General features: G+C 31.9%; 20 protein-coding genes, 1 pseudogene and 1 CRISPR repeat array (1 of these 22 running past the window's edge). Of the genes and pseudogenes, 1 reads left to right on the forward strand and 20 read right to left on the reverse strand.

The window, feature by feature from the left end; translation table 11 throughout:
- A CRISPR array of direct repeats spans window positions 1–737; the repeat unit is 28 nt; unit sequence GGATCACCCCCGCGTGTGCGGGTATTAC; it begins 23 nt to the left of the window's first position.
- A 28-nt stretch (window positions 738–765) separates the two neighbouring features.
- The 11 genes and pseudogenes from cas2e to ACCQ42_RS03055 form a co-directional block, all read right to left on the reverse strand.
- Window positions 766–1,647 carry a type I-E CRISPR-associated endoribonuclease Cas2e gene (cas2e, locus tag ACCQ42_RS03005; RefSeq protein ID WP_410035323.1) on the reverse strand — a complete coding sequence of 294 codons (882 nt, stop codon included), beginning with the start codon at window positions 1,645–1,647 and terminating at the stop codon, window positions 766–768.
- The gene (cas1e, locus tag ACCQ42_RS03010) at window positions 1,647–2,588 is read right to left on the reverse strand and encodes a type I-E CRISPR-associated endonuclease Cas1e (protein WP_106460450.1); all 942 of its coding nucleotides are present in this window, start codon (window positions 2,586–2,588) and stop codon (window positions 1,647–1,649) included. The genes cas2e and cas1e overlap by 1 nt, the downstream gene beginning before the upstream one ends.
- A complete protein-coding gene (cas6e, locus tag ACCQ42_RS03015) occupies window positions 2,581–3,216 on the reverse strand; it encodes a type I-E CRISPR-associated protein Cas6/Cse3/CasE (protein ID WP_106460451.1) in 636 nt (211 codons plus the stop codon). Before cas6e ends, cas1e begins: the two co-directional genes overlap by 8 nt.
- A 9-nt stretch (window positions 3,217–3,225) precedes the next feature.
- On the reverse strand, window positions 3,226–3,915 hold the full coding sequence (gene cas5e / locus ACCQ42_RS03020; protein ID WP_410035324.1) for a type I-E CRISPR-associated protein Cas5/CasD: 690 nt from the start codon (window positions 3,913–3,915) through the stop codon (window positions 3,226–3,228).
- Between the two features lie 9 nt (window positions 3,916–3,924).
- Window positions 3,925–4,989, reverse strand: a complete 1,065-nt coding sequence (cas7e, locus tag ACCQ42_RS03025) for a type I-E CRISPR-associated protein Cas7/Cse4/CasC (protein WP_410035325.1) — start codon at window positions 4,987–4,989, stop codon at window positions 3,925–3,927.
- A complete protein-coding gene (gene casB / locus ACCQ42_RS03030; protein ID WP_410035326.1) occupies window positions 4,979–5,581 on the reverse strand; it encodes a type I-E CRISPR-associated protein Cse2/CasB in 603 nt (200 codons plus the stop codon). Before casB ends, cas7e begins: the two co-directional genes overlap by 11 nt.
- Window positions 5,568–7,322 carry a type I-E CRISPR-associated protein Cse1/CasA gene (locus ACCQ42_RS03035; protein WP_410035327.1) on the reverse strand — a complete coding sequence of 585 codons (1,755 nt, stop codon included), beginning with the start codon at window positions 7,320–7,322 and terminating at the stop codon, window positions 5,568–5,570. The genes casB and ACCQ42_RS03035 overlap by 14 nt, the downstream gene beginning before the upstream one ends.
- 2 nt (window positions 7,323–7,324) lie before the next feature.
- Window positions 7,325–10,063, reverse strand: a complete 2,739-nt coding sequence (cas3, locus tag ACCQ42_RS03040; protein ID WP_410035328.1) for a CRISPR-associated helicase Cas3' — start codon at window positions 10,061–10,063, stop codon at window positions 7,325–7,327.
- A 323-nt stretch (window positions 10,064–10,386) separates the two neighbouring features.
- Window positions 10,387–11,871, reverse strand: a pseudogene (locus tag ACCQ42_RS03045) (IS1182 family transposase).
- Window positions 11,872–12,127: 256 nt separating this feature from the next.
- Window positions 12,128–12,382, reverse strand: coding sequence for a hypothetical protein (locus ACCQ42_RS03050; RefSeq protein ID WP_410035329.1), 255 nt, complete (start codon window positions 12,380–12,382; stop codon window positions 12,128–12,130).
- 232 nt (window positions 12,383–12,614) lie between these two features.
- Window positions 12,615–13,403, reverse strand: a complete 789-nt coding sequence (locus ACCQ42_RS03055; RefSeq protein WP_410035330.1) for an EFR1 family ferrodoxin — start codon at window positions 13,401–13,403, stop codon at window positions 12,615–12,617.
- A gap of 302 nt (window positions 13,404–13,705) precedes the next feature.
- Here ACCQ42_RS03055 and ACCQ42_RS03060 point away from each other — a divergent pair, with 302 nt between their 5' ends.
- Window positions 13,706–17,317, forward strand: a complete 3,612-nt coding sequence (locus ACCQ42_RS03060) for an Ig-like domain-containing protein (protein ID WP_410035331.1) — start codon at window positions 13,706–13,708, stop codon at window positions 17,315–17,317.
- A gap of 114 nt (window positions 17,318–17,431) precedes the next feature.
- On the opposite strand, the gene ACCQ42_RS03065 is transcribed toward ACCQ42_RS03060, so the two are convergent.
- From ACCQ42_RS03065 to ACCQ42_RS03105, 9 genes are all read right to left on the reverse strand, one after another.
- Entirely contained in the window at window positions 17,432–18,100 is a 669-nt protein-coding gene (locus tag ACCQ42_RS03065) for a hypothetical protein (protein ID WP_410035332.1), read from the reverse strand.
- Window positions 18,097–18,465 (reverse strand): hypothetical protein, encoded by a 369-nt coding sequence (locus ACCQ42_RS03070; RefSeq protein WP_265238079.1) that lies wholly within the window; start codon window positions 18,463–18,465, stop codon window positions 18,097–18,099. Before ACCQ42_RS03070 ends, ACCQ42_RS03065 begins: the two co-directional genes overlap by 4 nt.
- Before the next feature lie 111 nt (window positions 18,466–18,576).
- A complete protein-coding gene (locus ACCQ42_RS03075; protein WP_410035333.1) occupies window positions 18,577–19,320 on the reverse strand; it encodes an alpha/beta fold hydrolase in 744 nt (247 codons plus the stop codon).
- Window positions 19,321–19,332: 12 nt separating this feature from the next.
- The gene (locus tag ACCQ42_RS03080; protein ID WP_410035334.1) at window positions 19,333–19,812 is read right to left on the reverse strand and encodes an ABC transporter permease; all 480 of its coding nucleotides are present in this window, start codon (window positions 19,810–19,812) and stop codon (window positions 19,333–19,335) included.
- A 48-nt stretch (window positions 19,813–19,860) separates the two neighbouring features.
- The gene (locus tag ACCQ42_RS03085; RefSeq protein ID WP_410035335.1) at window positions 19,861–20,799 is read right to left on the reverse strand and encodes an alpha/beta hydrolase; all 939 of its coding nucleotides are present in this window, start codon (window positions 20,797–20,799) and stop codon (window positions 19,861–19,863) included.
- Window positions 20,800–20,949: 150 nt separating this feature from the next.
- Window positions 20,950–21,360, reverse strand: coding sequence for a hypothetical protein (locus tag ACCQ42_RS03090; RefSeq protein WP_410035336.1), 411 nt, complete (start codon window positions 21,358–21,360; stop codon window positions 20,950–20,952).
- A gap of 82 nt (window positions 21,361–21,442) precedes the next feature.
- Window positions 21,443–22,063 (reverse strand): hypothetical protein, encoded by a 621-nt coding sequence (locus tag ACCQ42_RS03095; protein WP_410035337.1) that lies wholly within the window; start codon window positions 22,061–22,063, stop codon window positions 21,443–21,445.
- 8 nt (window positions 22,064–22,071) lie between these two features.
- Complete coding sequence (locus tag ACCQ42_RS03100) at window positions 22,072–22,473, reverse strand: HIRAN domain-containing protein (RefSeq protein WP_410035338.1); 402 nt, start codon at window positions 22,471–22,473, stop codon at window positions 22,072–22,074.
- Window positions 22,466–23,275, reverse strand: coding sequence for a molecular chaperone DnaJ (locus ACCQ42_RS03105; protein ID WP_410035339.1), 810 nt, complete (start codon window positions 23,273–23,275; stop codon window positions 22,466–22,468). The genes ACCQ42_RS03100 and ACCQ42_RS03105 overlap by 8 nt, the downstream gene beginning before the upstream one ends.
- Window positions 23,276–23,278 lie beyond the last annotated feature (3 nt).

The raw sequence follows: 23,278 nt of genomic DNA on the forward strand, positions 1-23,278 counted from the left end.
ATTACGTATAAGAGTTACTGAACAAGAAAAAAAAGACAGGATCACCCCCGCGTGTGCGGGTATTACTCTTTTCAAGGTCGATAAGTTCTTCTGCGCCCAGGATCACCCCCGCGTGTGCGGGTATTACTAGAAGAAATAACTTTATGATGGCCAGGAAGGAGGATCACCCCCGCGTGTGCGGGTATTACCTATCATCCAGCATATAAGATATGATGGCAATGGGATCACCCCCGCGTGTGCGGGTATTACCCAGTATCATGGCCTTGTTGGTTTGCGGTATCAGGATCACCCCCGCGTGTGCGGGTATTACCACTTACCAGCTATGACTTCTTGTGCAATCTGGGGATCACCCCCGCGTGTGCGGGTATTACACTCAACTATTACAAGTATGAGTTCTAAAACTAGGATCACCCCCGCGTGTGCGGGTATTACCCCCTAGGGTAGTTTTAGTAGGAGCTTGTAAGAGGATCACCCCCGCGTGTGCGGGTATTACGCTGTTGCCTTAACTGGTGATTTTGATAACTTAGGATCACCACCGCGTGTGCGGGTATTACCCTTTGTGCTGGAGTAAGCTCGCCTATAGCTACGGATCACCCCCGCGTGTGCGGGTATTACGACACCCTAAATCCCCTAGGTATTAAAGTATCAGGATCACCCCCGCGTGTGCGGGTATTACTTTTTCAGCCACCAATATATCGTTTTGCAGGCAGGATCACCCCCGCGTGTGCGGGTATTACACTAAGTTATCCTCTATTTTTCAATCTTTTATTTTATATTTTCCAAAAATTCATTCACTTTGCTAGATAATATTGCAGTTATTCTTGCATCATCTAGGGCTCTGTGTTTTTGCGTATACTCTATACCGTATTTATTTAAGGCGGTCTGAAGTTTATAGTTTTTCATAAATAAATTTTCTTTTTTTACATACTCCATTAAATCATAGCATTGATTTCTTATCATTTGTAATCCATTTTGTTTAAGGCGTGTATTTAAAAATTTAATATCGAATGCAAAATTATAACCTACTAGTTTATAATTACATATAAAGTCCATAAGTTCTTCAAGGACTTCTTTTTCATCCTTTCCATCAGCCAAATCTTCTTCACTTATTCCTGTTAAATTGACAATTTCTTTGTTTAATTTTATATCTTGCTTTATAAAATATGAGAAATTATCTAATATTTCTCCTTTTGAATTAGTCTTTATTGCACCTATCTCTATAATTTTATCTGTTTTGTAATCTAGGCCGCTAGTTTCTATATCTACAACTACATAAATGTTCGTTGACTTTCTACTAGCATATTTCTTTGCCTTCCTAGTTTTCGCTTGTTTGCTGAAACCAAATTTTACTTTATCTTTATCTTCTTTTCTATTCTCAATTAAGACTAGAGGTATACCGTCAAAATCAACAGGTTTCCTGCTTGTATTTATGCATTTAAATTCATATCCTATTTCATTTCGATATGCATAAGTTAAGGTCGCAGATCCATCATCAATATTTTCTATTATTCTTTGCCGCAAATTTTCTCTAACCTTGCTATTGAAATTCCCTACATATACACCTGTATCTATTTCTTGCATCCATTTTGTTAGATCTCCTCTTAGGGAATTCTTCACTTTTGATAAAGTTATTACAGTCAGTGGCATTAGTCTCTTTCCTCATAACTTATTCCATAGGCTACATGGCCTTCCTTTTCATCCCACAAATAGATATTATCAAATTCGAATGCTTCTTCTTTATCTATTTCCATTAGATATTGTAAGTCTTTATTTATTTTGCTGACTAATTTGGTTTCTCTAATAATATCTCTCATGGCTAGTCTACATTCGCGCGATATATCTTCACTTGACTCGTATTCACTTGTAATCTTAAATGCTAAAGGGATTGTTATATCAGCCTTATAAAGATCTGCTATATCATAAACAAAAGACTTATCATGACCAGTATGAACAAAGCCAAGGCCGCTTGACATACCTAATGCTTGTATTACACTTTGGCATATTCCATATAAACATACATTACATGCAGAAAGTGCTTGATTTATTAAGTCAGAATCTTTAAAATCTTCTACTTTGTAATTTCTTCCTTTCCATTTTATTTCATATTCTTTAGAATATTTTCTATATACCCCTCTTATTCTAGATCCTTCTCTTCCACGTAATTGTTGCATAGTTAAATTTTCAACATCTTCATCTTCAAATCTCATTTGATACATTTTTCTTGCAACTTTTAGTCTAGTTCTACTATTAGATACTAATTTCGCCTGTTTTTCCAAAAATTTCGTAGAACTTGCTAATGGTCTGCCATTTGAATAATTTCTTACCCCATTTTCTCCTACCCAAATTATAGATGTTCCAGTATCCCCTAATAATTCAACGGCTCTATGAGTTATTTCCACTCCTGGTCCTAAAAGAAGTACTCCTATCATAGCTGCTGGAATTTTAACCATTCCTCTTGAATCAGTAGAGGTGATTGCACTATCTATTCTATTTATTTTTGATTTTTCTATATAGATAAAGCTAACCCTATCAGATATTCTGGGCAATTCATTTATCTGTGTCTTAGAATTAAAATAGTTATCAGTCATAAGGAATCACTGTTAATAAGCCAAATCCATAAGCTTTTTTTCTTCCAATGCCATTTATCAATGCTTCTTTAAATTGATTAATGTCTTTTATAGTCAAAATACCCTCATAAGTAGCTGAAGCTAATTGATAAACTTTATTGTCTTCCCTTTTAAAATCTAGACTCCCAATATCTGAAATCGAAAACTCATTATATTCTACTATAAATCCATTTTTCTCAGCTCTTTCTAAAAAAAATTTTCCAAGATTTTCATTTTTTACAGGTAGTATCCTACCTCTTCTTGTTTTTTGACCGTTTGCCTTTGAAAATACAGTATTCAATTTTATTCTAAATCTAGCTTTCATTCCATTTTCAAGTTTTCCTATAAAAGCATCATATAACTTGCTTTCTCCAGAATCTTTTATTCCGTATTTTTCCAATCTTTCAAGATCTGGCTTTGTTTGACTGAGTATTAATAGGTACTTTTTCCCACCAATATTATCTATTCTCCAGAGTTTTCTAGTTCTAATTTCTTTATCTATTTCATCTGGAAAACAAGATTCTACAAAACCATGGTAAGAATTTAAATCTCTTAGGTCTCTTATTTTTTTTCTATTGTATATATCTAATTCTACTCTTGATAAATACATATTTTCTCCTTAAAGTTTTGCAAATATATCATGGTCAGTCTGATTTTCAAAAAACATATCTACATACGTTCTTGTTTCATACCTTATTCCAAACTTTCTAGATTCTTGTGAAAATGTTATGACCCTGTCATTTCTTATGTTTTCTTTTCCGTCTTCTAAATCTACATCCGAGTAAATATTTGCCCTATAAAATGGATTTGCTTTCTTGTAATTATTACTTGCTTGCCAAGGATATTTTTTTATCAAATCCATTATCTTTTCATCATATAAGCCTAGCATAAAATCAGCCTGAACTGGACATGATCTCCTTCCCATAAATAGCTGGTAGTATGGATTTTTAAGGGCTTTATAAATTTCTTCAATAAATTTGTCTTCACCACCCAATGCTACTACAAATACAGCATCCTCTAGGTAATATCTATTTGTTACATAATTTCTTTCAAGACTTCCATTCTTTTTATATTTTGCTGCTATATGATAGTCTCTTAACATTTTTCCTTCTTGATCAATTCTTACTGCAAAATCTATCTTATTTAATTGTTCTATATTTTTATCATTTCTTTTTAGTCCCATACTAGCTGCTATAAGCCCAATTATTCCTGACTTTGAAGGGTAATAGTCAGTATATCTTGTCTCAAACTTAGAGTTAGTCCCCCGCGCTTGCATAGGGCCAGCTAGTTTTAATAATATAGTTTTCATCTCTAAGTCCTATTTAAGATTTTCCATTAGACTTGCTTTAAGATTTTCTATTAACGATTCTAGAGATTCTTCTTTTTTACCAAAATTACTGAATTCCTTGTCATCTATAATTAAATATGACGAATATAGAGGCTTGTCGAGTATTTTATTATATTTTTCATACTCATCGCTTAACTTTATGATTGATTTTTCTACATAACCATCATTTGATCTTATTGGTTTTTCAAAGGCTGTTATTAAATTTAGAGGTCTGTCTGACCTTAGTGATAATACTATGGAAGATGGCAAGGTCTGGTTTGCAAAAGTATTGATCTTTCCTGTTGGCATTGACTTAAAAAAGCCTTCAATAAACAAGCCCACTGCATAGGCAAAGGCATCGTCATCACCTAATTGTCTTCTAAATTCATGAAGTCCTATATTTGCATACCTATATACTGTTGATGAATTATATTCAACTGTACCAAGCATTCCTGCGCCTGAATTATCATCTGGTGCTAAATCATCTACTGCTGTATAAAAATCAAATTCTCTTTCTATTGGATGAGTTGAAATTGCGTGAGCAAATTGACATGATGCATCCTCATTTAAAGTTGGGTCATCTGCAACCATCCTACCAAATAAACAAATGTCTATTGATGGATTATCATTTAATATTTCTTGTAAGATTTTTTTATCCTTGATGCCTTCTAAACTTGCTTTAGCGAAGTTTTCTGCTTGCTTGTCGCTGATGAAAAATAAAGCTTTTACTTTACCATCTTTTGTTGAAATCTTAGCTTTATTCAAGCTATCTTCTGCTAATTTCATTGCCTCTTCTTGACTCTTACTTGGGTCTAAATCTATTATTTTATCAGCTATGAATTTAACTAAATTTCTACTTCTTACTCCTTGATTTTCTAAATTGCCATTTTCATTAAAATATGCTCTAACAGCTTTTTTCCAGGATTGAGAGCTAACTCTAGATCTTGTTACTCCGCCATATTGAGCTGTTTTAGGGCTTCCTGTATCGTCCCTATTAATATTTGCTGGTGGTAGAGTTTGAATTACATGTATATCTAAAAATAGTCTATTTTTCATCATTTTCTCCTTTATTATTTTCATTTTTACTACTTCTATAATAATCTCTTGCCCATTTTATTCTAATTGAATCCTTGCTATTATATTTGTTATATTCGTATAAATCCTTAGCAAGGGTCGGGAAATCAACTTTATCATCTGTTTTTGAACGCAAAATTTTTATTAGCTGTCTTAAGTGTTGTTTTAGCTCATTAAAATCACTTGCATTTATCAAAGCATTAAACCTAAGATCTGTAGAGTTACTTTCATCTTTTTCAGATGTTTTTATAGACTTAAGACTCATTCCAAAACTTTTGCTTTTACCTTCTTCAATAAAAATTACTGGGTCATCTTTTCCTTGTTGATATAAAGCATAAAGTTGTAAAACCGTCAATAGCGTATCTTCAAAGGAATTTAGCTTATGACTTACTCCAAGTTCCTCTTCTGGTACCATTGAAAATATAAAAGCCAACGACTCTATATTTTCACCAATAGGTCTATTAGAAGAGTTTCTTAAATTTGCTAATATTGCCTTGGTAGATGGATTTTCCTTCGTTTCATTTAAATATATTATTATCTTTTTGCTCACTTTATATATACTATTTTCTTCCATCGTCTACCTCCTTTCCATATTTATATAATATTGCACAAAGCTTGTTAAATGCAGTGGCTATATTTGCCGGCTCTTTCTTTTCTTTACTATCCTTATCTTTGCTTACGATTTGTTTCATAGTGTAATCATATGCTCCAGCTTCTTCAAATACTTTTTTTGCTTCTTTATATATTAATTGGTTCAAATCATTCTTCCATTTCCCCTCGGTATCTATCATTGAATCTTCTTTATTAATTGCTTCTATCATATCTCTAAAAGGTTTATCTATTATAGCGTACATTTGCTCAACCTTGTTTTTTGCAAAATCACTCTTTTTTAGATTTCTGATTGCCTCAATATCTTTAAGGAACCCTCCGTATATTCCTCCAACTATTTTTTTAGTGTAATCAACCATTTTATTAATTCTAAATATCCATCCCTCTCCAAGGTCATCTACAAATACATCAAGATTCATATTCATCCTGTCATATATTTCATTTATCGGAACCCAAGAAGTTGCATTTCCATCATCTTCTAGGCTTAATACTACTAATGATATTATTTCAAGATCTACTATTTCAGAAATCTCATCAAACCAGTCAATAATTCCTGGTTTTCTTGATTTAGCATCTATATTTTCAGATTCATAATTTTCATATGACATTTTAATTTGCCCAAAGTATCTCCACATAGATTGATTTGCTGGATGTTTTTTTGGAGTGAATTGTCCTTTATTTTCTCCCGTATTGTTATATTTAAATAATGTCATTGGCTCTAGGAAATTATCGGCATGATTAACTTCTGGGAGTTTGATTAATTTCATAGAGAAAGGCTCTTCTTGTTTATGATTAGGATCTATAAAAAGCGCTCTAGAGTAAGCGGTATAAAGACCAGCTATATTATCAATATTTTTTTCAAAGTCAAGGTAAAAATTAATTAGTTCATCATCGGTCAATTCCCAAGCTGGTTTTTGGATATTATAAGTGTATTCGTCGGCTGTCTTGTTATATATCACAAAATTTAACATCAATGTCTCAAAAAGATCTGAACCCTTGAAAAATATTGCTCCCAAATCATATAGCCAACCTTTTGAATTGCGGCGCTTATATTTTTCTTTACCATAAACTGTCTTATCAGCTAAACCTGTATAAGACTGAAAAGTTATTAGCCATCTAGCAATTTCATCATTTGTCAAAATTTCTTTATTATTTTCATTTGCTGACTTTGGTGCAAATAATGCAACTTTATTATCCGACTCAGTTATAGTTCTATTAATATTTTTTCCTGATATCTGTCCAATAGTTTTACCCTTTATTTTGTCTAGACTCATATATTCATCTGTCACTTGATAAAACGGTCTTTTATCATCATAAAGATAAAAACTATCTTTCCAACATTCCAGATAATCTATTATTATTTGAGGAAACTTTCCCTTCTTCCAAATATTTTCCCAAGTATCTAATAAATCATCATTATAAATTTCATAATCATCCTCATCTACTTTTTCTAGCTGCTGCATCTTATCATTTATTTTTAGATATTCATAAGAATTTCCATCTATATCATATCTTGAAAAAACTGTGTGCATAATAGCTAAAACCAGCCTCATTACTGCAAAATCTTGAATATGCATATCTCCACAAATATCAATATAATCTGCAGATTTCTCAAATATTTGTCTAAGACTTACTAACTTTCTAGATCCCTTCTTATCTAATAAAACCTCTATCCAAGGATCATCAATTAGATTAAACCTTCCCATATTTACTCCTTTCTTTCATAAATTAATCCTAATTTTTTATCATAAATTAAAATATAATCTTCCATTTCATATTTTAGATTTTCATCAAAAATTATTGCCAAATTATTTTTAAGCCACTTATGGTTATCCCATTCCTTTAACTTTTTTATATAAGTCATCTCTAAATTTCTAATTATTTTATCTATAGACTTAGTATTTGCTACCGCAAGTGGAAGTCTTATGGTTTGATTAGCAATTTTCCTAGAAAGGGCATCATCAATGTTTTCTATTTTTTTATCACTATCAATTACTCCATAACCATCGCCAATTTTCTTTAAGCATATAAATTCTATACTATCAGAGCTGTCACGCACTTGAGCTGATGCTTTAATATCAGATATCTCAGCATCTGCTTTAGGATTTACAATCCATTCTTTTATATTATTTCTTTCTTTTATAGCTTGCTTTGGATCTGAAATCCTATAAACTTTGGCCTTATCTTTTTTATTTTTCAATTTATCTTCATAATCTTTCTTATAAGTCATATAATTGATCATGTCATTTTGTTCAAGCATTAAATCTTCATCACCATAGACTTGATTAATTAACTTAGGTAATTCATTAGGCAATTCAAGGTAATTTGGTAAATAATATTCAGTTCTCATTAATATATAGGGACTATAAACATAAGTAGAACCCTTATCAAATTCATAAGAAGAACATGATAAGACGTAGCATTTTGGATTTTTAAAATTACCGGGTCTGTGTCTATCATTTTCCTCATGTCTATGAAGTCTGCCTATTCTTTGTATTAACAAATCTATAGGAGCAAGTTCTGTAAATAATACATCAAAATCAATATCCAAAGACTGTTCCATAACCTGAGTCCCTATGAGAATTTTAAACTTAGGCCTATTTGCATTCTTCCCAACAATTTTCATTAGGATGCTTTCTTTTTCATACCTATCTTCAGCAATGAAAGCTGAGTGAAGAAGCTCTACATTCTCATCTCCAAAAAGATCAATACATTTTTTAGCAAGTTCTTGGCTTTTTCTAACTGTATTCACTATAATTCCAAATATCCCGCCCTCCTCTGATATTCCTTTTATTTTTTCAATAACCAAATCAGATTCATTCTTATTAAATTTAATTAATTCAATAGTTTTATCTTTATTTTTCTCAAAATCGGTAAATTGCTTAATATTTTTCCCATCAGAATATGTTAAAATAGGATATGAATAATTTTCTTCAAAATCTTTAGGGTATATCAAATCATCTACTTTGCCTTGACCTTGTACATAGGCTTTTATCAAACTATTTCGTTTAGATATCGGGAGTGTTGCAGATAAGATTATAATTGGAACCTTATAGGAACTAAGCCATTTTATTGCTTCTTCCAGGTAGACACTCATATAGGCATCATAGGAGTGCACTTCATCAATAATAACAACCTTATTTGCTAGGCCTAAGTGCTTTAACATGAGGTGTTTTTGTTTTAGAGATAAAAGAAGTAACTGGTCAATAGTTCCTATGGTAAAATCATCAAGTATAGATAATTTTCTTCCAGCAAAATAGCTATTAACTCCTACTCCTCCTTCACCATCAAAGATATTTTCCGACTCCTTAAGAGACTCATACTCGCTATTAAGGTAGGCCTTGCCATGTATTAACCTTATAGCTTTCTTTGTCTTATCAAGTTTAGATAGATTATTCAACCACTTTTTCATCCTCGAAAATATAGCATTAGATGTAGCTTGACTTGGAAGTGCAAAATATATGCCACTCCTTTTCGCCTTGTTCGCCAATATTTCAGCCATCATAAGGGCTGCTTCAGTTTTTCCAGAACCTGTCATTGCCTCATAAATTATTATGCCTGGGTCTGAAATATCAGAGACTATCTCTCCAACTAGGTTTTGATCATATCTTGGTTTATTTTCAAATCTTTTTTTAAAAGTTTCAGGATAATAAATCTCGTCAGGCTTCCAAGTAGGATTTTTTTCGTCTAACCATTTACGTAATCCTAATTCAATCCTATCATCAACACAAGCCTGTTCATCTACCTTTATGAGAGGAAAATAAGTTTCATTGCTCGTCAACCAGTCAGCAAAAATCAAAAGACCTGAAAAAATTACCTGGATATTTTGAGGTAAGATAAGCAAATTTTTTACATCATTTATTTCGCTATCTTTAAGTGCTGTCTCAAAAAAATACCTATGTATATTTTCCCGTTCCTCATAAGTTTTACTATTAGGGTCGTTAGTCTGGTAGATTTCTTCAATATACTTAGTTCCAAGATTTTTTGTCTTTTCAGACATTGGTCTACCATGATGAGCTCCAGCAAGGCATGCAACAGTCAATTTAACACCAAACTTATATAAAATATATTCACTCAAGTAATTATGCCTAAGATTACCATAATCTCTGCCATCATAAAAAAAGCCACCCTCACTTAATAGATCAAAAATAAATTCATCCAAAGAATCATCTCTTGGAAAGGTTTTCTTAAATGCGAAACTTGCAGAAATTTTGCCTAGATCGTGCGTTGACCCCAAAAACATGGCCAACTTCTTGCCATAATCTTCATCAACACCATATTTGTCTGTAAGTATTTTTGATATCATATCCTTAACGCCATCGCTTAGCCAATGGTCCCACAAAGCTCCTGCAATTAATCCAGTTTCTTTAAGATGAATATAAAGAGGCAACCAATAAAATTGATCATCAATGCGTTTTTTCTTAGCCCATAATTTCTTATAATCCATAATTTTTACCTACAAATAAATCTAATCGCCTAGAGGCGAGATCCTGTTTATGCGCTTATTGAATGAGAATTGAAAAAATACCCTCGCATTTGCGAGAAAGCATCCTAATTATTACAAATAACAGGATCACACCCAGTTACCTAGGCAATTATATATAACCGAAACGTTATATGTAAATAATATATCGCAAATATTAGTAATTTCAAATATTTTTTTAACAATTAAATTATTGCGAACCTGTGCATTTTACTTAAATTCCACTTTACCTCTTCTATTTTCCTATCTTTGTGATACAATCTATATAAGATAACTAATCTGTTATCTCAGAGCGTTGACAAACCCACTAATAAACGGGGCCTGTCGACGCTTTTTTCCATCTTTATTCTAAAATATATTATTTTTTCAAATAATAGAGTGAATGTTTTTGTAAATGGAGGGAAATCACCTCCATCTACCTCTAATCTATCTAGCAATTTTGCTAGTTTTTTCATATTTAAACACGCAAAAGTTAGTGCCGCTTTCATACTCATTTTAGCTTTGCCCATCATGTTGGTATATCTGAAGCTATGGTATTCTTTTGCACTTCCGAATTGTCTTTCTATTGTTTCTTTTCTTTGCTTGTATTCAGATTTTCCTGCTTTGGTTAATCTGTACCATTCGCAATAGTCTATGTATTCTTGCCAGATATGTCTAATTATTACTTTTACTTTGCTTTTACTTTTTGTGCATTTACTTAAAGATGGGCAGTTTTCACATAAACTTTTCTTGCTTTGATATATTCTATAGCCTTCTCGATTGGTTGTTGAATAGATTAGGATTTTATTTTCTGGGCATATGTAGCAGTCATTTGTTTAGTCATATTTATATTGTTTTGGATAGAATGGTTCTTTATCAGCTTTTTCTTTTGGTCTTGTATATGGTAGGACTGGCATTATTCCTTTTTCTATTAGTTCTTTTGCTATTGCTGGTATTTTGTATCTTGCGTCCATTACTATTTTTTCTGGTTTATATTTTTCTAGTTTTTCTTTGAAGTATGATGGGAAAGTTGTGGAGTCGTGTAGGTTTCCTGGATAGGCTTTGTATCCTAATATCCAGCCATTTTTATCATATGATGTTTGGATTGAGTAGGTAAATACTTCCTTATGATTTCCTTTATAGAATAGTCCACTTTCTAGATCTGTTGTTAATTGGGTGATTTCTTTTTCTTCTATTATCTCACATTCTAGGTAATCAAAGTCATCTTTGCCATTGTTATTTCTATCTTCATTTACTTCTTTTTCTAGTTTTCTTTGATATGATTTTACTTTTTTCTTTATTTTTGCTTTTTGGTTTTTATATCTGTTGGCATTGGCTTTTACATGGGGTGAGTCTATAAATTGTATTTTTGTGTCTACAAATCCATAGGTCATTGCTTGGTCTAAGGTGTTTTCGAATATTTGATTAAATTTGTCTGTATTTTTCAATCTTCTTTAATAGTTTTTTCCGAAGGTTGAAAAGTGTGGGACTTTATCGTAGAAGTCAAGTCCTAAGAACCAACGATAAGCTATGCTTACTTCTACTTCTCTTATTGTTTGTCTCATGCTGTTTATGTTGAAGAAGTATTGTAGGATTACAAGTTTTATTAATACTACTGGGTCGATACTTGGTCTACCTGTTGTTTGTGAGTATTTATCTTCTACTAGGTCGTATATGAAGTTAAAGTCTATGTATTTATCTATTTTTCTTAATATGTGATCTTTTGGGACTAGTTGTTCTACTGATACCATTTGAACTTGCTCAGTATTATTCTTTTCGTTTTTATGTAGCATAACTTCCTCCATCTTTAGTATATTTATACCCACAGATGGCTTGATTTATGGGTTTATCGCATAGAAAAAGTAGATGAATATGTATTTTTTCATCTACTTTATCTAAAGTCTGAGCATCCAGTAAACCTAGATGCTATTTGTATGCCATAATTATTGGCTTAATATTCTACCATTATCTTATTAAAATTTAACAAGTAAATCTATTTAATATTATGTTTTTCCATCTTTTCCTTAAATATATCTGTAATAATCTTTCTTAATTCTTCACCTTCTTTTCTGGAAGTTCGCCTGGCTTCTTGGCTACTTCGTAAAGGTCTGGATATTCAGCCGCAATTCTTTCAATAGTTTTTGTTGTAGAGTGGCTTCTTACAAAAAATGGAATTTTGTTAATCCATTCTTCTGGCACTAAGTCTAATATCTTTTGACCTGCTTCCTTATCGCTTATTTCTGCAGTTGATAGTCCTTCTTTAATCTCTTCTTGTTCTTTATCTGTAAAATCAAATAGTTTCATAAATCCTCCTTGGATTAGATTAAAATTTATTATCTAAGTCTGTCATAAGACATAAGTTGTTATAAGCTAGGCTCTAAGCTAGCTATTTTATATATACCCAGTGGCAAATAAATTAATCATGATTTGATAAAATTTGTCATTTTTTTGACAAACGGCCATCTAAAAAATTCTAGTCTACAAAACTCTACCATATCTAAAAATTGTTTTATATAAGTTAACAATAAACATATAACTAATTACATTTTTTATCGTTATGTTGATTCTTATTATCTAGTAATTTACTTACTAAATACCTCTTCTTCCCCTTAGTTTTCTTGCCATATTCAATAGTAGCCTTAGGGAATTTTGAAATACAAGTAGAGCAATGAGTGCATCTACTATTCCAAGCCGGTTTGCCATCCTCATAGCTTATATTATTTAAAACGCATTCCTTTGAACAAAGTCCGCAAGATATGCACTTGTCAGTCGCATAGAATTTCTTATCCTTAACAATAAACTTGAAAAAAATAGGATTTATGATACTTGACTGAAATTTACCAACAAGGCCAACTCCCTTCTTAGGGAAGGCTTGCTTGTTTTTTATATAAGTGGCTATTTTCCCTACTTCTCTAATGCCATCAGCAATTATTTTTTTATTAAGGTCATCAGAATCTAGGTCAAATAGCAAGATATAATTTTCTGGCATCTTAATCCCATAAAGGCCCATAAAGTTTAGGCCTAGCTTATCCATATCTTTTTCTATATACTTATAGGCATTGCCACAAGAATCACCATAGGTCATAAGCACATAAAAATCCCTAGACCCCTTAAAGGTGCAAGTAGTCAAAAATTCTGATAAAAACCTAGGTAGCCTCCAAGAATATGTAGGAGACACTAATACAAAAGGTTCATCACTGTCAAATATCCCACTCTTTCCTTCTTTACTATATGTAAATAAATCTATAAGCTGATCATCAAGACAAGAAGCCATGTTCCTAGCTAGATACTCACTATTGCCAGTGCCTGAAAAATATAAAATCATCAACCCCTCCTTAAGTTAATTATTATAAATTAATTATACTAGTTTTTCATCTAATTATTTCAAACTATGTCTGACTTAATTAGCATAACAATCCTCATAAAAATGATAAAAAATATTTATCGGTTAATAAGTCAACAAAGTCTTTCAAAACATGATAATGCGAGCTTAGCAGGAATAATTAATATTTTAAAGATATTTATTGCTATAAAAAAATTGAAATATAGGCTTAAGCAAGTAAGATATCAGTATATAAATGGAAGTTTAAATACTTTCCATGAGTAACAATAAACGGAGGAAATGATTTGAGTAAATTTGAAGAAATTATACAAAAGAAAAAACAAAAATCAGCCAGTAGGAAACCAAGGTATGGCACAAGAAAACTATCTATAGGTCTTGTATCATGCGTACTAGGATACGCAATGCTAGTATCCCCTAGCGTAGCTCTAGCTGATGAAGCTATTGACGAACCAGCAGTAGTAACAGAAGAAACAAACCAAGAACAAGAAACTGAAGAAGCTCCTGTAGTAAAAGAAGATGCTGCCAAAGCAGAGAAAAAAGAAGTACCTACAGAAGTAAAAGAAGAAGATCTTGCAGTAGATGAAAAAGAAGCAACACCAGTAGAAGAAGTTACAGAAACTGAAGCACCAGTAATTGAAGAAGAAAAAGAAGCTCAAACAGCTGATATTGAAAAAGAATCTGATGATAAATTAGTAGAAGATAAAGAAGATACTGATAAAACAGCAGAAGAAGATAAGAAAGAATCTTTAGAAAATAAAGATAGTATTGAAATTAGTCCAGAAGACAATAAAGAAAATGATAGGGTTTCAGCTGAAGAGCATAAAGATATTAGTAATGATATTATAAACCCTAGAGTTAGTATTCGTACTGAGAATACAGCTACCCCAGGTACTTTAAATGCAGGAAACGGAGAGCAATTAACTTGGGGTGTATCTTTTACAACACCAGAAGGAACTAAAGCAGGAGACACATTTTCAGTAAAATTGTCTGATAACATGAGTTTAAAAGGTCTTGAACCAGATACAGATTATGCCCTACCAGTTAAATTTGGTGATAAAATAATTGCAACTGCTAAAAGAATAGACAGACAAACTATCCAATATACTTTTACAAAAGATATAGAAGATTTGAAATATGCCAGAGTTTACATTATAAACTCAGCTCAAGAAAACAAAGATGTTGTACAAAATTCTGGAAATCAAACTTTCAAAATTAACGTTGGCGAGAAAGCAAAAGCTGAGAAAGATATTGATGTTGATTTTGGTAAATTATACCATGCTGAAACTAGTGAAAATGTTAATGGTAAGAGTCAGTTTACAGAATTTAACCCTGAGACTGGAGAGTTTACTCAAGTATTTTATTTAAATCCAGAATCAAAAGTAATTAATACATCCTCTACTAATGATCAAAATGGTAGAGAATTTGGTAAAGTAGGCTTTATACTTGCAAGTCCTCATGATGCAGATAAGCCAAGAAGCATTGATTATTTAGAAAATAATACAAAAATAGAAGTTAAAAAACTTCCTAAGGGTGCAAAATTACCAGATGCTGTAATTGAAAATCCCAAAGGAGCTCAACTAGCAACAAATGCTCATGGTGGATTCCGAGACTTCAAAGGTGAACCTATGTTTACTATGGACTTTGAAGGTGGAAATAAAATTGATAGCCCTTATGTAGTTGTAGTTAAAGGTCATGCCAATAAAATTGATGGCAAATATACTAATCTATACTCTATTGGAACTTTATATGGTGATAGGGATGCAAGTTTATTCTTAGATAACTCATATACTGTTCAAGAAAATAATACAGATGCTGAAGGTGTAAAAGAAACTTTAGGATACTTTAAAGAACATCATATTTATATAACTAAAGAAAATGGAAAAGAAACAAGCAGATTTGAAATTCCAGGAGCAACTGTATCAGGTACAGCTGACGAATACTATTACACAGACAAAAATGACATACCAGGATATCACTTTGTAAAAATTGGTGAAGGAAATAATGCACCAAAAAATGATCCAGATTATGATGCTCAAGGAAAAATAACAAAAGGTAACTTTGAAGTAGGTAAAACAAAAGAAGTAACTTATATTTACGAAAGAGATATTGTAGTAGCTAAAAAAGGTTCCTTCAAAGAAACTCACGTTTATAAGACTTTAGACTATGATGGAAATGAAGTTGGCGAACCTATAACAGAAACTGGTGAATCATCAAAAGGTACAAAAGATGAATCCTACACATCATCAAAGGTTGACAAAGCAGGATATGAATTAGTAAAAGTAACAGCAGATGAAGGTTCAGAAGCTGTAAAAATTAGTGATGATGGGAAATCAGTAGTACCTGGAAACTACGTTGAAGATAAAAACTTATCTGTAACTTATGAATACGTAAGACGTCCAGGAAGATTTGTAGAAAAACATATCTATCAAACAGTAGATAAAGATGGAAAAGTTGTATCAACAGATGAAACTGTAGTTAAACCAAAAGAAGGTGAAGCTGCAGTTGAAGGATTCAGTAACGAAAAAATTACAACAGGAAAACAACCAAAAGATGGTTATGAATTCAAATCTGAAACCACTCTAGAATCAGAAAACTATGTTCCAGGAAAAACTCTAGAAAAAACTTATATCTACACAAAAACTCAAACAGAATGGACACCAATTGAAGAAACAGGTAAGTTCCAAGAGCACCATGTTTACAGAATCTTAGATAAAAATGGAAAAGTAATCAGTGAAGAAAAAGTAGACGGTGATGTTACTGGTGGTACAAGCAAGATGACTTATACAACTGGTAAAATCGATAAAGAAGGTTTTGAATACAAGAGAACAGAAAATCCTGTAGAAGCTCCAACATTTAATGAAGATGGTTCTAAAGCTACAGGTAACTACAAACCAGGTGTAAAACAAGAAATAACTTACGTTTACGAAAAAACTCAAACAGAATGGACACCAATTGAAGAAACTGGTAAGTTCCAAGAACACCATGTTTACAGAACTTTAGATAAAGACGGTAAAGTTATCAAAGAAGAAAAAGTAGATGGTGATGTTACTGGTGGTACAAGCAAGATGACTTATACAACTGGTAAAATCGATAAAGAAGGTTTTGAATACAAGAGAACAGAAACACCAGTAGAAGGTCCAACATTTAATGAGGATGGTTCTAAAGCTACAGGTAACTACAAACCAGGTGTAACTCAAGAAATCACCTATGTTTACGAAAAAACTCAAACAGATTGGACACCAATTGAAGAAACTGGTAAGTTCCAAGAACACCACATCTACATCACAAAAGATGAAGACGGAAAAGAAATCAAACGTGAAATAGTAGACGGAAAAATTACTGGCGGAACTAAAGAAATGACTTACACAACTGGTAGGAAAGAAAAAGACGGCTTCAAGTTTGTAAGAACAGAAAATCCAGTAGAAGATCCAAGCTACAACGATAACGGTGATAGCAAAGAAGGTAACTTCAAACCAGGTGTTAAACAAGAAATCACTTATGTTTATGAAAAAACTGTAAAATCTGAAAAACCAAGTAAACCAACTACACCTACTACCCCATCTAAACCAGAAGAACCAACAGTTCCTTCTACTCCAGAAGAACCTACTGTTCCTTCTACTCCTGAAGAGCCAACAGTTCCTTCTACTCCTGAAGAGCCAGAAAAAACTACTCCTCTTATCTCTTTCACACCAGCTGATCCTATCGATAAGGCTCGTGAAGTGATAGAAAGAGAAGAAAATAATAGAAATGTAGTTAATGAAAACAAAGTACCTGGACACAAAAATTCTGACAACCCTAAAACAGGTATTGCTTCTTCCCTAGGCGCTATGGGTACACTTGCAGCAAGTGCACTTGCCTTCATTGGTCTAGATGATAAAAAGAGAAAAAATAAATAATCTCATATAAATTAGGATTAATCTCCAGAATATTCTGGGGATTTTCCTTTGCTTATTTTTAGATAAAAAAATACAAGACCTCATGCCTTGTACTTTTTAAAATTATTTTCTATTTTAAGCCAGCCACCAAGACCCATCTGGACTTTGATGGAGATTTCCAATCCTCTCTGAAATGATATTTGAATCCATATCTTTTATAATGACCTTATCATAGTAGCGGTAATCTTGACCTGCCCCATCACGTTTGTCATCCCAACCCTCATCAATCCAAGCATTAATATAAACCTTACCATCATCTATCAAAAGAGCTGACTCGTTTTCGGCAAGTTTAAGAGTCTTCCTATAAGGAAAATAAATTTCAAGCTTGTCAGAATCTTGGCTTATTAGATGGAGGTCTAAACCAATAAGGGAAAGATTGTAGGTTGATAGGTATTTGATTTTGTAATCAAAAATTTTTTCCAATCTTTCCCCTGGATAATACTTATAAATATTTGCAAGACCTTCATTAAAGTCTACTTGCAAGATGTAAAAAATATCTCCTATATAAATCGGCCTCCCGTAGGCTATATTTTCTTTTTGTTCAAACGGTAAGTAAACTTCCCCTGTTTGGTAGTCATAAAATCTTATTAGAGATCCCTTATAGAATCCATCGTATTTGATTATATCTTCTATCTCAAAAAAGTCATCCATATCGGATATACCGTAGGCAAAACGTGCTTGGCCTGGGATTTCTTCAACGTATTCGCCATTTATTTCTGAAAATTCTTTAAAAATTTTTTTCATATTTCTCCTTCTACTGTCCACTGTAATTTTATTGGACTTACTTCTATCACATAATATTCGCAAGCTAAACCAGGATCTGGGAAAGATTTTTCAAGGTCTATTGTTATATCTCCTAACTTTGCCTTTTTAAAATCACTTTTATTTCCAATAAGAATATACTGGGCTCCTAGATATTCAATCATACCACCAATGACCTCTCCTGGCAGAGTTTCCCAGGGCTTTTCTATATCAATTCCAAGCTTGTCTAAGTAAGCATCCAAGTCTGGATAGGCTTTCTTTATTTCATTAATATAATTTTTGCAATAAGCACAGTCACATAGGTCATCATAATCTTTATAAAATTTTCTAGTTTCTTCTATAGTCATTTTCTAAACCCAAAGTCCTTTCTTGGTCACCATCTAATATCAGTACCAATTCACTTTTCCTTATAGTTAGATACTTATAATATTCTTTATTAAAATATTTCATAAAATTCCTTAGTCTTTAAAAAATGCTTTTAATTTTTTCGCATAGGCTGCTGGATGCTCGTGTAAATATTGTCCATGTCCCTTTCCTTCAAATATTTCCACCTTCATTTGTGGTAAATATTTCATTAAATTGTCCTGGCTAATTTCTGGGACTTGCTCTTGGCTTCCTCGCCAAAATAGGACAGGCTTATGAAAGTTTCTTAAATTCTCATTTATTTGATAATGGAAAATATACTTACACACATTTTTAATTGATTTTTTACTTATCTTTTTATAAGTCATTTCAATTACACTATCATTATCTTTTCCCATAAGCCAATCAATCATAAATTTAGAAATTGGAATTGATTTTTTGATCATGTATGTTCCTATAATAAATGCCTGAGTAAAAGAATATGCCTTCCGGCCCAATTTTGCGGTTATTGGAGCATCTAGTAAGACTTTTTTAACCCTGATATTTCCCCTACTAATTAAATCTACTGCAAGAGTCCCTCCCATAGAAAAGCCACAGAGACCATATAAATTTCCCTTTAGGTCTTTTAGTATATAATTTTCTATTATAAAAAGCTCTTTTTCCATACTTTCTAGGTCATTTAAGTCACTTTGACAATGCCCATCAAGTTCTACTAAAATCACATAATATTCTTTTAAATAAGGCAAAAGTCCTCCAAAACACAAGTTAGCACTTGATGCTAGACCATGGATAAATAGGAGTGACTTATTATCTTTATTTCCGTAAGTAAGGAATTTCATACTTCCACCTTTTTAAAATAAAGTCAAAATATATCCATCTATTAGGGATATAAGAAAATACATAAGCAAGGCCCTTAAAAAAGCTTCTATGTGTTTCTTTGGGTTTTGATAAAGACTTTTTTCTGGGATTTTTGTAAATCTAATTCTTTTTGTATTTCTCCACCACAAGAGGTCAATTATGATTAGGTCAAAAAAATTCAGACCTTGACCTAAAATTGATAAGGCTATAAAGTTTTTCATAAAACTAGCTTGTCGTATTTTTAAGCCAAGAATGAAAAATAAAAGAGAAAATATTATAAAATTCCCTATAAATGTTGATACTTTGCTTCTTTCCTTAAATTTTCCTTGATAATCAATTATTTCTTTAATTTTTGATTGGACCTCATCTGGGTAGGAGTCATAGTTTTTCAAATTTTTCTCATCTGTACCCGTCCCTAAAAAACATAGGCCAAAAAATATTAGGCATAAAATAATTAACTCAATTACAAGCATAAGCTCCTCCTTAAAGACTTCCGTAATCGCCTTTGTGCTAATATAAATTCAATACTTCAGTAATTCTATTATTTCATCCTGGGCATCCCTACCCTCTTTAAAAAATCTCACCAAAGGATAGCAGTGGCACATTCCCTTGCCAACAATAATTTCATGGGAGGCTACATAGGCATCCATTACTTTTTTAAACTCATCTGCATAGGCATATAAGCATTCATCTGACCCATAATAAAAATATGTCTTTGGGAAGTTGGAAAAATCCCCCTTAGTCCCGTCAAGCATATATTCAGGCAATTTTTTATCACCCTTTAAGATTTCCCTTGCAGTTATTAGATATGTAGGCTCTACCATTATGTCTTTATATTTAAGTGTATTTATTTTTTCCCATATTTCCTTATTTTCTGGTAAGTTTAGATCAGGAATTCCTCCTGGAGATACAGATATTATTTTCCCTGGCATTGGGTAAGGCCTACCCAAAGCATTATTGTGTAAAAAAATCCCAATGGCAAGATCAGCCCCTGATGAAAACCCGAGAACACTTATATTTTCTGCCTTATAAGTTTTTGTCATTACACCATATGCCCTTAAAGATACCTCATAAGTTTTATCTACTTTTACATCTTCTGAACAAAGAGGATAAAATAAAAACCATACATCCTTATTAGTTTTTTCCATGATTCTTTCTGCCAAAGAAAAATCTAATTTATTAGGCTGGGTAATCATTCCACCACCAAACAGATAAAGAACAGCATCTTCAGCAGGATTTTCATTTTTTTGATATGCAATTAGCCTATAGCCCATCACCTCTTTTTCAATAAGATGATAATTTTTCCTATGAGCTCTCTTCAATGCCTTATCTAAAACAAATACTTCCTTTGCATTTTCTCCCCTTGCATACTCAAGCATCTGTTCTTTATTTTTTAAAAACATTTTTTTAACACCAAGCATCCTTACAAGGTATGCTGCTAATTTATAAGTTATACTCATATCACAACCTCATCACATTATAACATCTTATAAACTGATACTTATTATCAACATTATTATACCGTGATTTTAGTAAGGTAAATTGGTTTTTATTAAATTCTAACTAAAAATGACTCTTAAGATTTCTCATCCTAAGAGCCATTTCTAATTTTATTTACCATATACAAAATAATTTTTAATAAAAACAATGCCAGCCAAAGCTAGTGCAAAGCCCAATCCAGTATAGAAAAATCCTATAAAAAAATCTGGGGCTAGACCAGAAGCCCTAAGCCCAATCCCAAAGGTCATCATAAAAGCCATAATCAAATAAGATTTCTTATCAAAAAACTTCCAAAAAGGCATATAAGCATCATAAGCCATAATTCTATTCGTATGATTTTTAGTCATTTTTAAAAACATACTACCAAAAACCATAAAAACAACAAGACTTAGGCAATATAAATACCAAACATGATCGATAGACCTATAAGCAATAATCCCAATTCTCGCAACATTAAAACCCGCCATAAACCAAACTAGGCCTGCTATCAATAATAAATTTCTTTTCCTAACCTTAACCATCTATCTCTCCCTATTTTAAATTTATAAATTATGAGTTTCTTTATTATTTATTTGCAAAAATTATTTTAGTAATTTAAATAAATTATTTAGCCAATTTTGAAACTTCCGGCCAAATCTCATACAAACTTTTACCATCAAATAATTTATAAGAAAAGGCATCATAAATACTATCAAAAGATTTTTCAGCTCCTAGAAATCCTATCATTATATCATTAGAAACACTTATTATCGCATCTTTCTTATTATAAGAAAATTCAAAACCATCTTTAAATTTTATCCAATCATAAGGAGTAATAAGACTTTTTCCAGAAATGAGTTTCTCTAAGTCTTCTACTAAATACTCTGTAAAGTATTCATCATCTGAAATTACATAGTTGGTCATATCTGGTTTTAAAATATTCATCATCGCTAGATCATAAACCATTCTTGACATTTCAATCTTACTTGCTTCTATTTTTATTTTATTACTTGTTTTGGTCCTTATAGAAATATCTTTCGCCCACAAATCTGAAAATTCACCAAAAATATTAAAATATCTGAAGCCATTTTCTAATAAGCTCTTAACACTCCTTTCTATTTTTAATTTATCCCTTACATGGTGAGAGATAATAAAGGCATTGTCTCCAGATACCGGTTCGAAATTCATAACATGGCTATCTTTTATACAAATATTCTGCCAAGGCCGTTCATTATCGTAATACATCTTATCTCCTATAATTCATGAAGAAATATCTTAATTCTCATCTTAAGCCACTTACCTCTCATTTCTTTATCGATTACTCTTGCAAAAAGTTCCTTACCTGCATCCATCAATCTAGAAAAGATGGCATTGTCTTGGCGTGGGATATAGCCAATTTTTTCTTTATTTAGGGTTTCTATGCGTATTGCTTGAGGATCTGCTTCATTTTCAACCTCACGATAAAATACCAAGCGATCATCCTTTTCTAATTTTGAGCTTATGGCTTCGATATCTGGAATATGACTTGTTCCTGCCACATAGGTATCAAAAAGATAAATGTCTCTTTCAAAAGGTTTTGGTAAGTCTAGACCCGTTTCCTTATTTATAAGATAATCAAGAAGGCCAGCCTCATCTTTTTTTATTAAATCACTCATGTATATCCCTCATTAAATCTTTTATATATTCTTCTTGAGTTCTTATAGCTTCTTCATAAGCTTTTAGATTATTTTTCAATTCTTTTAGCTTATCTGCTCTTTTATTTTTATCTTCTACAAATTCTTTCCAGGTATAAGGCGGCTGGGACTTGATTAAATCTATATCTTTTTGAATTTTTCCTATAAGTCCCTCTAGTCTTTTTATTTCATCTTTCAAAGCTTTATCAGACAAGGCTTCTTTATCTGGGTCTTCGTTAGAAATAACAATATCATAAATTATTTGAAGAGTCATCAACTCTCCGTTTTTATAAGCATCAGTTGCCTTATAGAAGAATTCTTTTTCCTCTTCTGTAATAGCGGGATTTATATCTGGATGAATCTTTTTTACAATCTTCTTGTATAAACTTTTAATTAATATTTCTTCTTCACCTGTTAAAAAGTCCATTTCTGAACGTTTTAAAGCTTCTTTCATGTCGGATATTTTTCCATCTAAGACCTTTTTATATTCAGTAAATTCATCGTCTAGATCATTTTCAATAGTTTCAATATCTATGCTTTCTTGGCGGTTCTTTTTTGCTTGAATCATTTCTTTTTTTCTTCTTAGGCGGAGATACTTACAGTAGGCCTCATAAAACTTATATTCAAGACTTCCAAAATTAAGCATATATTGAGTTTTGATATTTTCACAGATAACAAATTTTAGATTGTCTTTCTCATAAACCAAATCTGCTAAAGTTTTTTTAAGCTCCGTGATTTTTTCCTTTGCTTCTTTATAGGCTGGAAACCCTATAATTTCTCCCATTAG

It is taken from the genome of Anaerococcus kampingae (genome assembly GCF_046365475.1).
Taxonomy (GTDB): domain Bacteria; phylum Bacillota; class Clostridia; order Tissierellales; family Peptoniphilaceae; genus Anaerococcus; species Anaerococcus kampingae.

Bases quoted from the DNA above. Each gene is read 5' to 3' on its own strand.
- ACCQ42_RS03080 (WP_410035334.1), bottom strand. From the start codon at position 19,812: ATGCTTGTAATTGAGTTAATTATTTTATGCCTAATATTTTTTGGCCTA.
- ACCQ42_RS03070 (WP_265238079.1), bottom strand. From the start codon at position 18,465: ATGACTATAGAAGAAACTAGAAAATTTTATAAAGATTATGATGACCTA.
- cas3 (WP_410035328.1), bottom strand. From the start codon at position 10,063: ATGGATTATAAGAAATTATGGGCTAAGAAAAAACGCATTGATGATCAA.
- ACCQ42_RS03035 (WP_410035327.1), bottom strand. From the start codon at position 7,322: ATGGGAAGGTTTAATCTAATTGATGATCCTTGGATAGAGGTTTTATTA.
- cas7e (WP_410035325.1), bottom strand. From the start codon at position 4,989: ATGAAAAATAGACTATTTTTAGATATACATGTAATTCAAACTCTACCA.
- cas2e (WP_410035323.1), bottom strand. From the start codon at position 1,647: ATGCCACTGACTGTAATAACTTTATCAAAAGTGAAGAATTCCCTAAGA.
- ACCQ42_RS03065 (WP_410035332.1), bottom strand. From the start codon at position 18,100: ATGAAAAAAATTTTTAAAGAATTTTCAGAAATAAATGGCGAATACGTT.
- cas5e (WP_410035324.1), bottom strand. From the start codon at position 3,915: ATGAAAACTATATTATTAAAACTAGCTGGCCCTATGCAAGCGCGGGGG.
- ACCQ42_RS03075 (WP_410035333.1), bottom strand. From the start codon at position 19,320: ATGAAATTCCTTACTTACGGAAATAAAGATAATAAGTCACTCCTATTT.
- ACCQ42_RS03095 (WP_410035337.1), bottom strand. From the start codon at position 22,063: ATGTATTACGATAATGAACGGCCTTGGCAGAATATTTGTATAAAAGAT.
- ACCQ42_RS03090 (WP_410035336.1), bottom strand. From the start codon at position 21,360: ATGGTTAAGGTTAGGAAAAGAAATTTATTATTGATAGCAGGCCTAGTT.
- ACCQ42_RS03105 (WP_410035339.1), bottom strand. From the start codon at position 23,275: ATGGGAGAAATTATAGGGTTTCCAGCCTATAAAGAAGCAAAGGAAAAA.
- ACCQ42_RS03055 (WP_410035330.1), bottom strand. From the start codon at position 13,403: ATGATTTTATATTTTTCAGGCACTGGCAATAGTGAGTATCTAGCTAGG.
- ACCQ42_RS03100 (WP_410035338.1), bottom strand. From the start codon at position 22,473: ATGAGTGATTTAATAAAAAAAGATGAGGCTGGCCTTCTTGATTATCTT.
- cas1e (WP_106460450.1), bottom strand. From the start codon at position 2,588: ATGACTGATAACTATTTTAATTCTAAGACACAGATAAATGAATTGCCC.
- casB (WP_410035326.1), bottom strand. From the start codon at position 5,581: ATGGAAGAAAATAGTATATATAAAGTGAGCAAAAAGATAATAATATAT.
- ACCQ42_RS03085 (WP_410035335.1), bottom strand. From the start codon at position 20,799: ATGAGTATAACTTATAAATTAGCAGCATACCTTGTAAGGATGCTTGGT.
- ACCQ42_RS03050 (WP_410035329.1), bottom strand. From the start codon at position 12,382: ATGAAACTATTTGATTTTACAGATAAAGAACAAGAAGAGATTAAAGAA.
- cas6e (WP_106460451.1), bottom strand. From the start codon at position 3,216: ATGTATTTATCAAGAGTAGAATTAGATATATACAATAGAAAAAAAATA.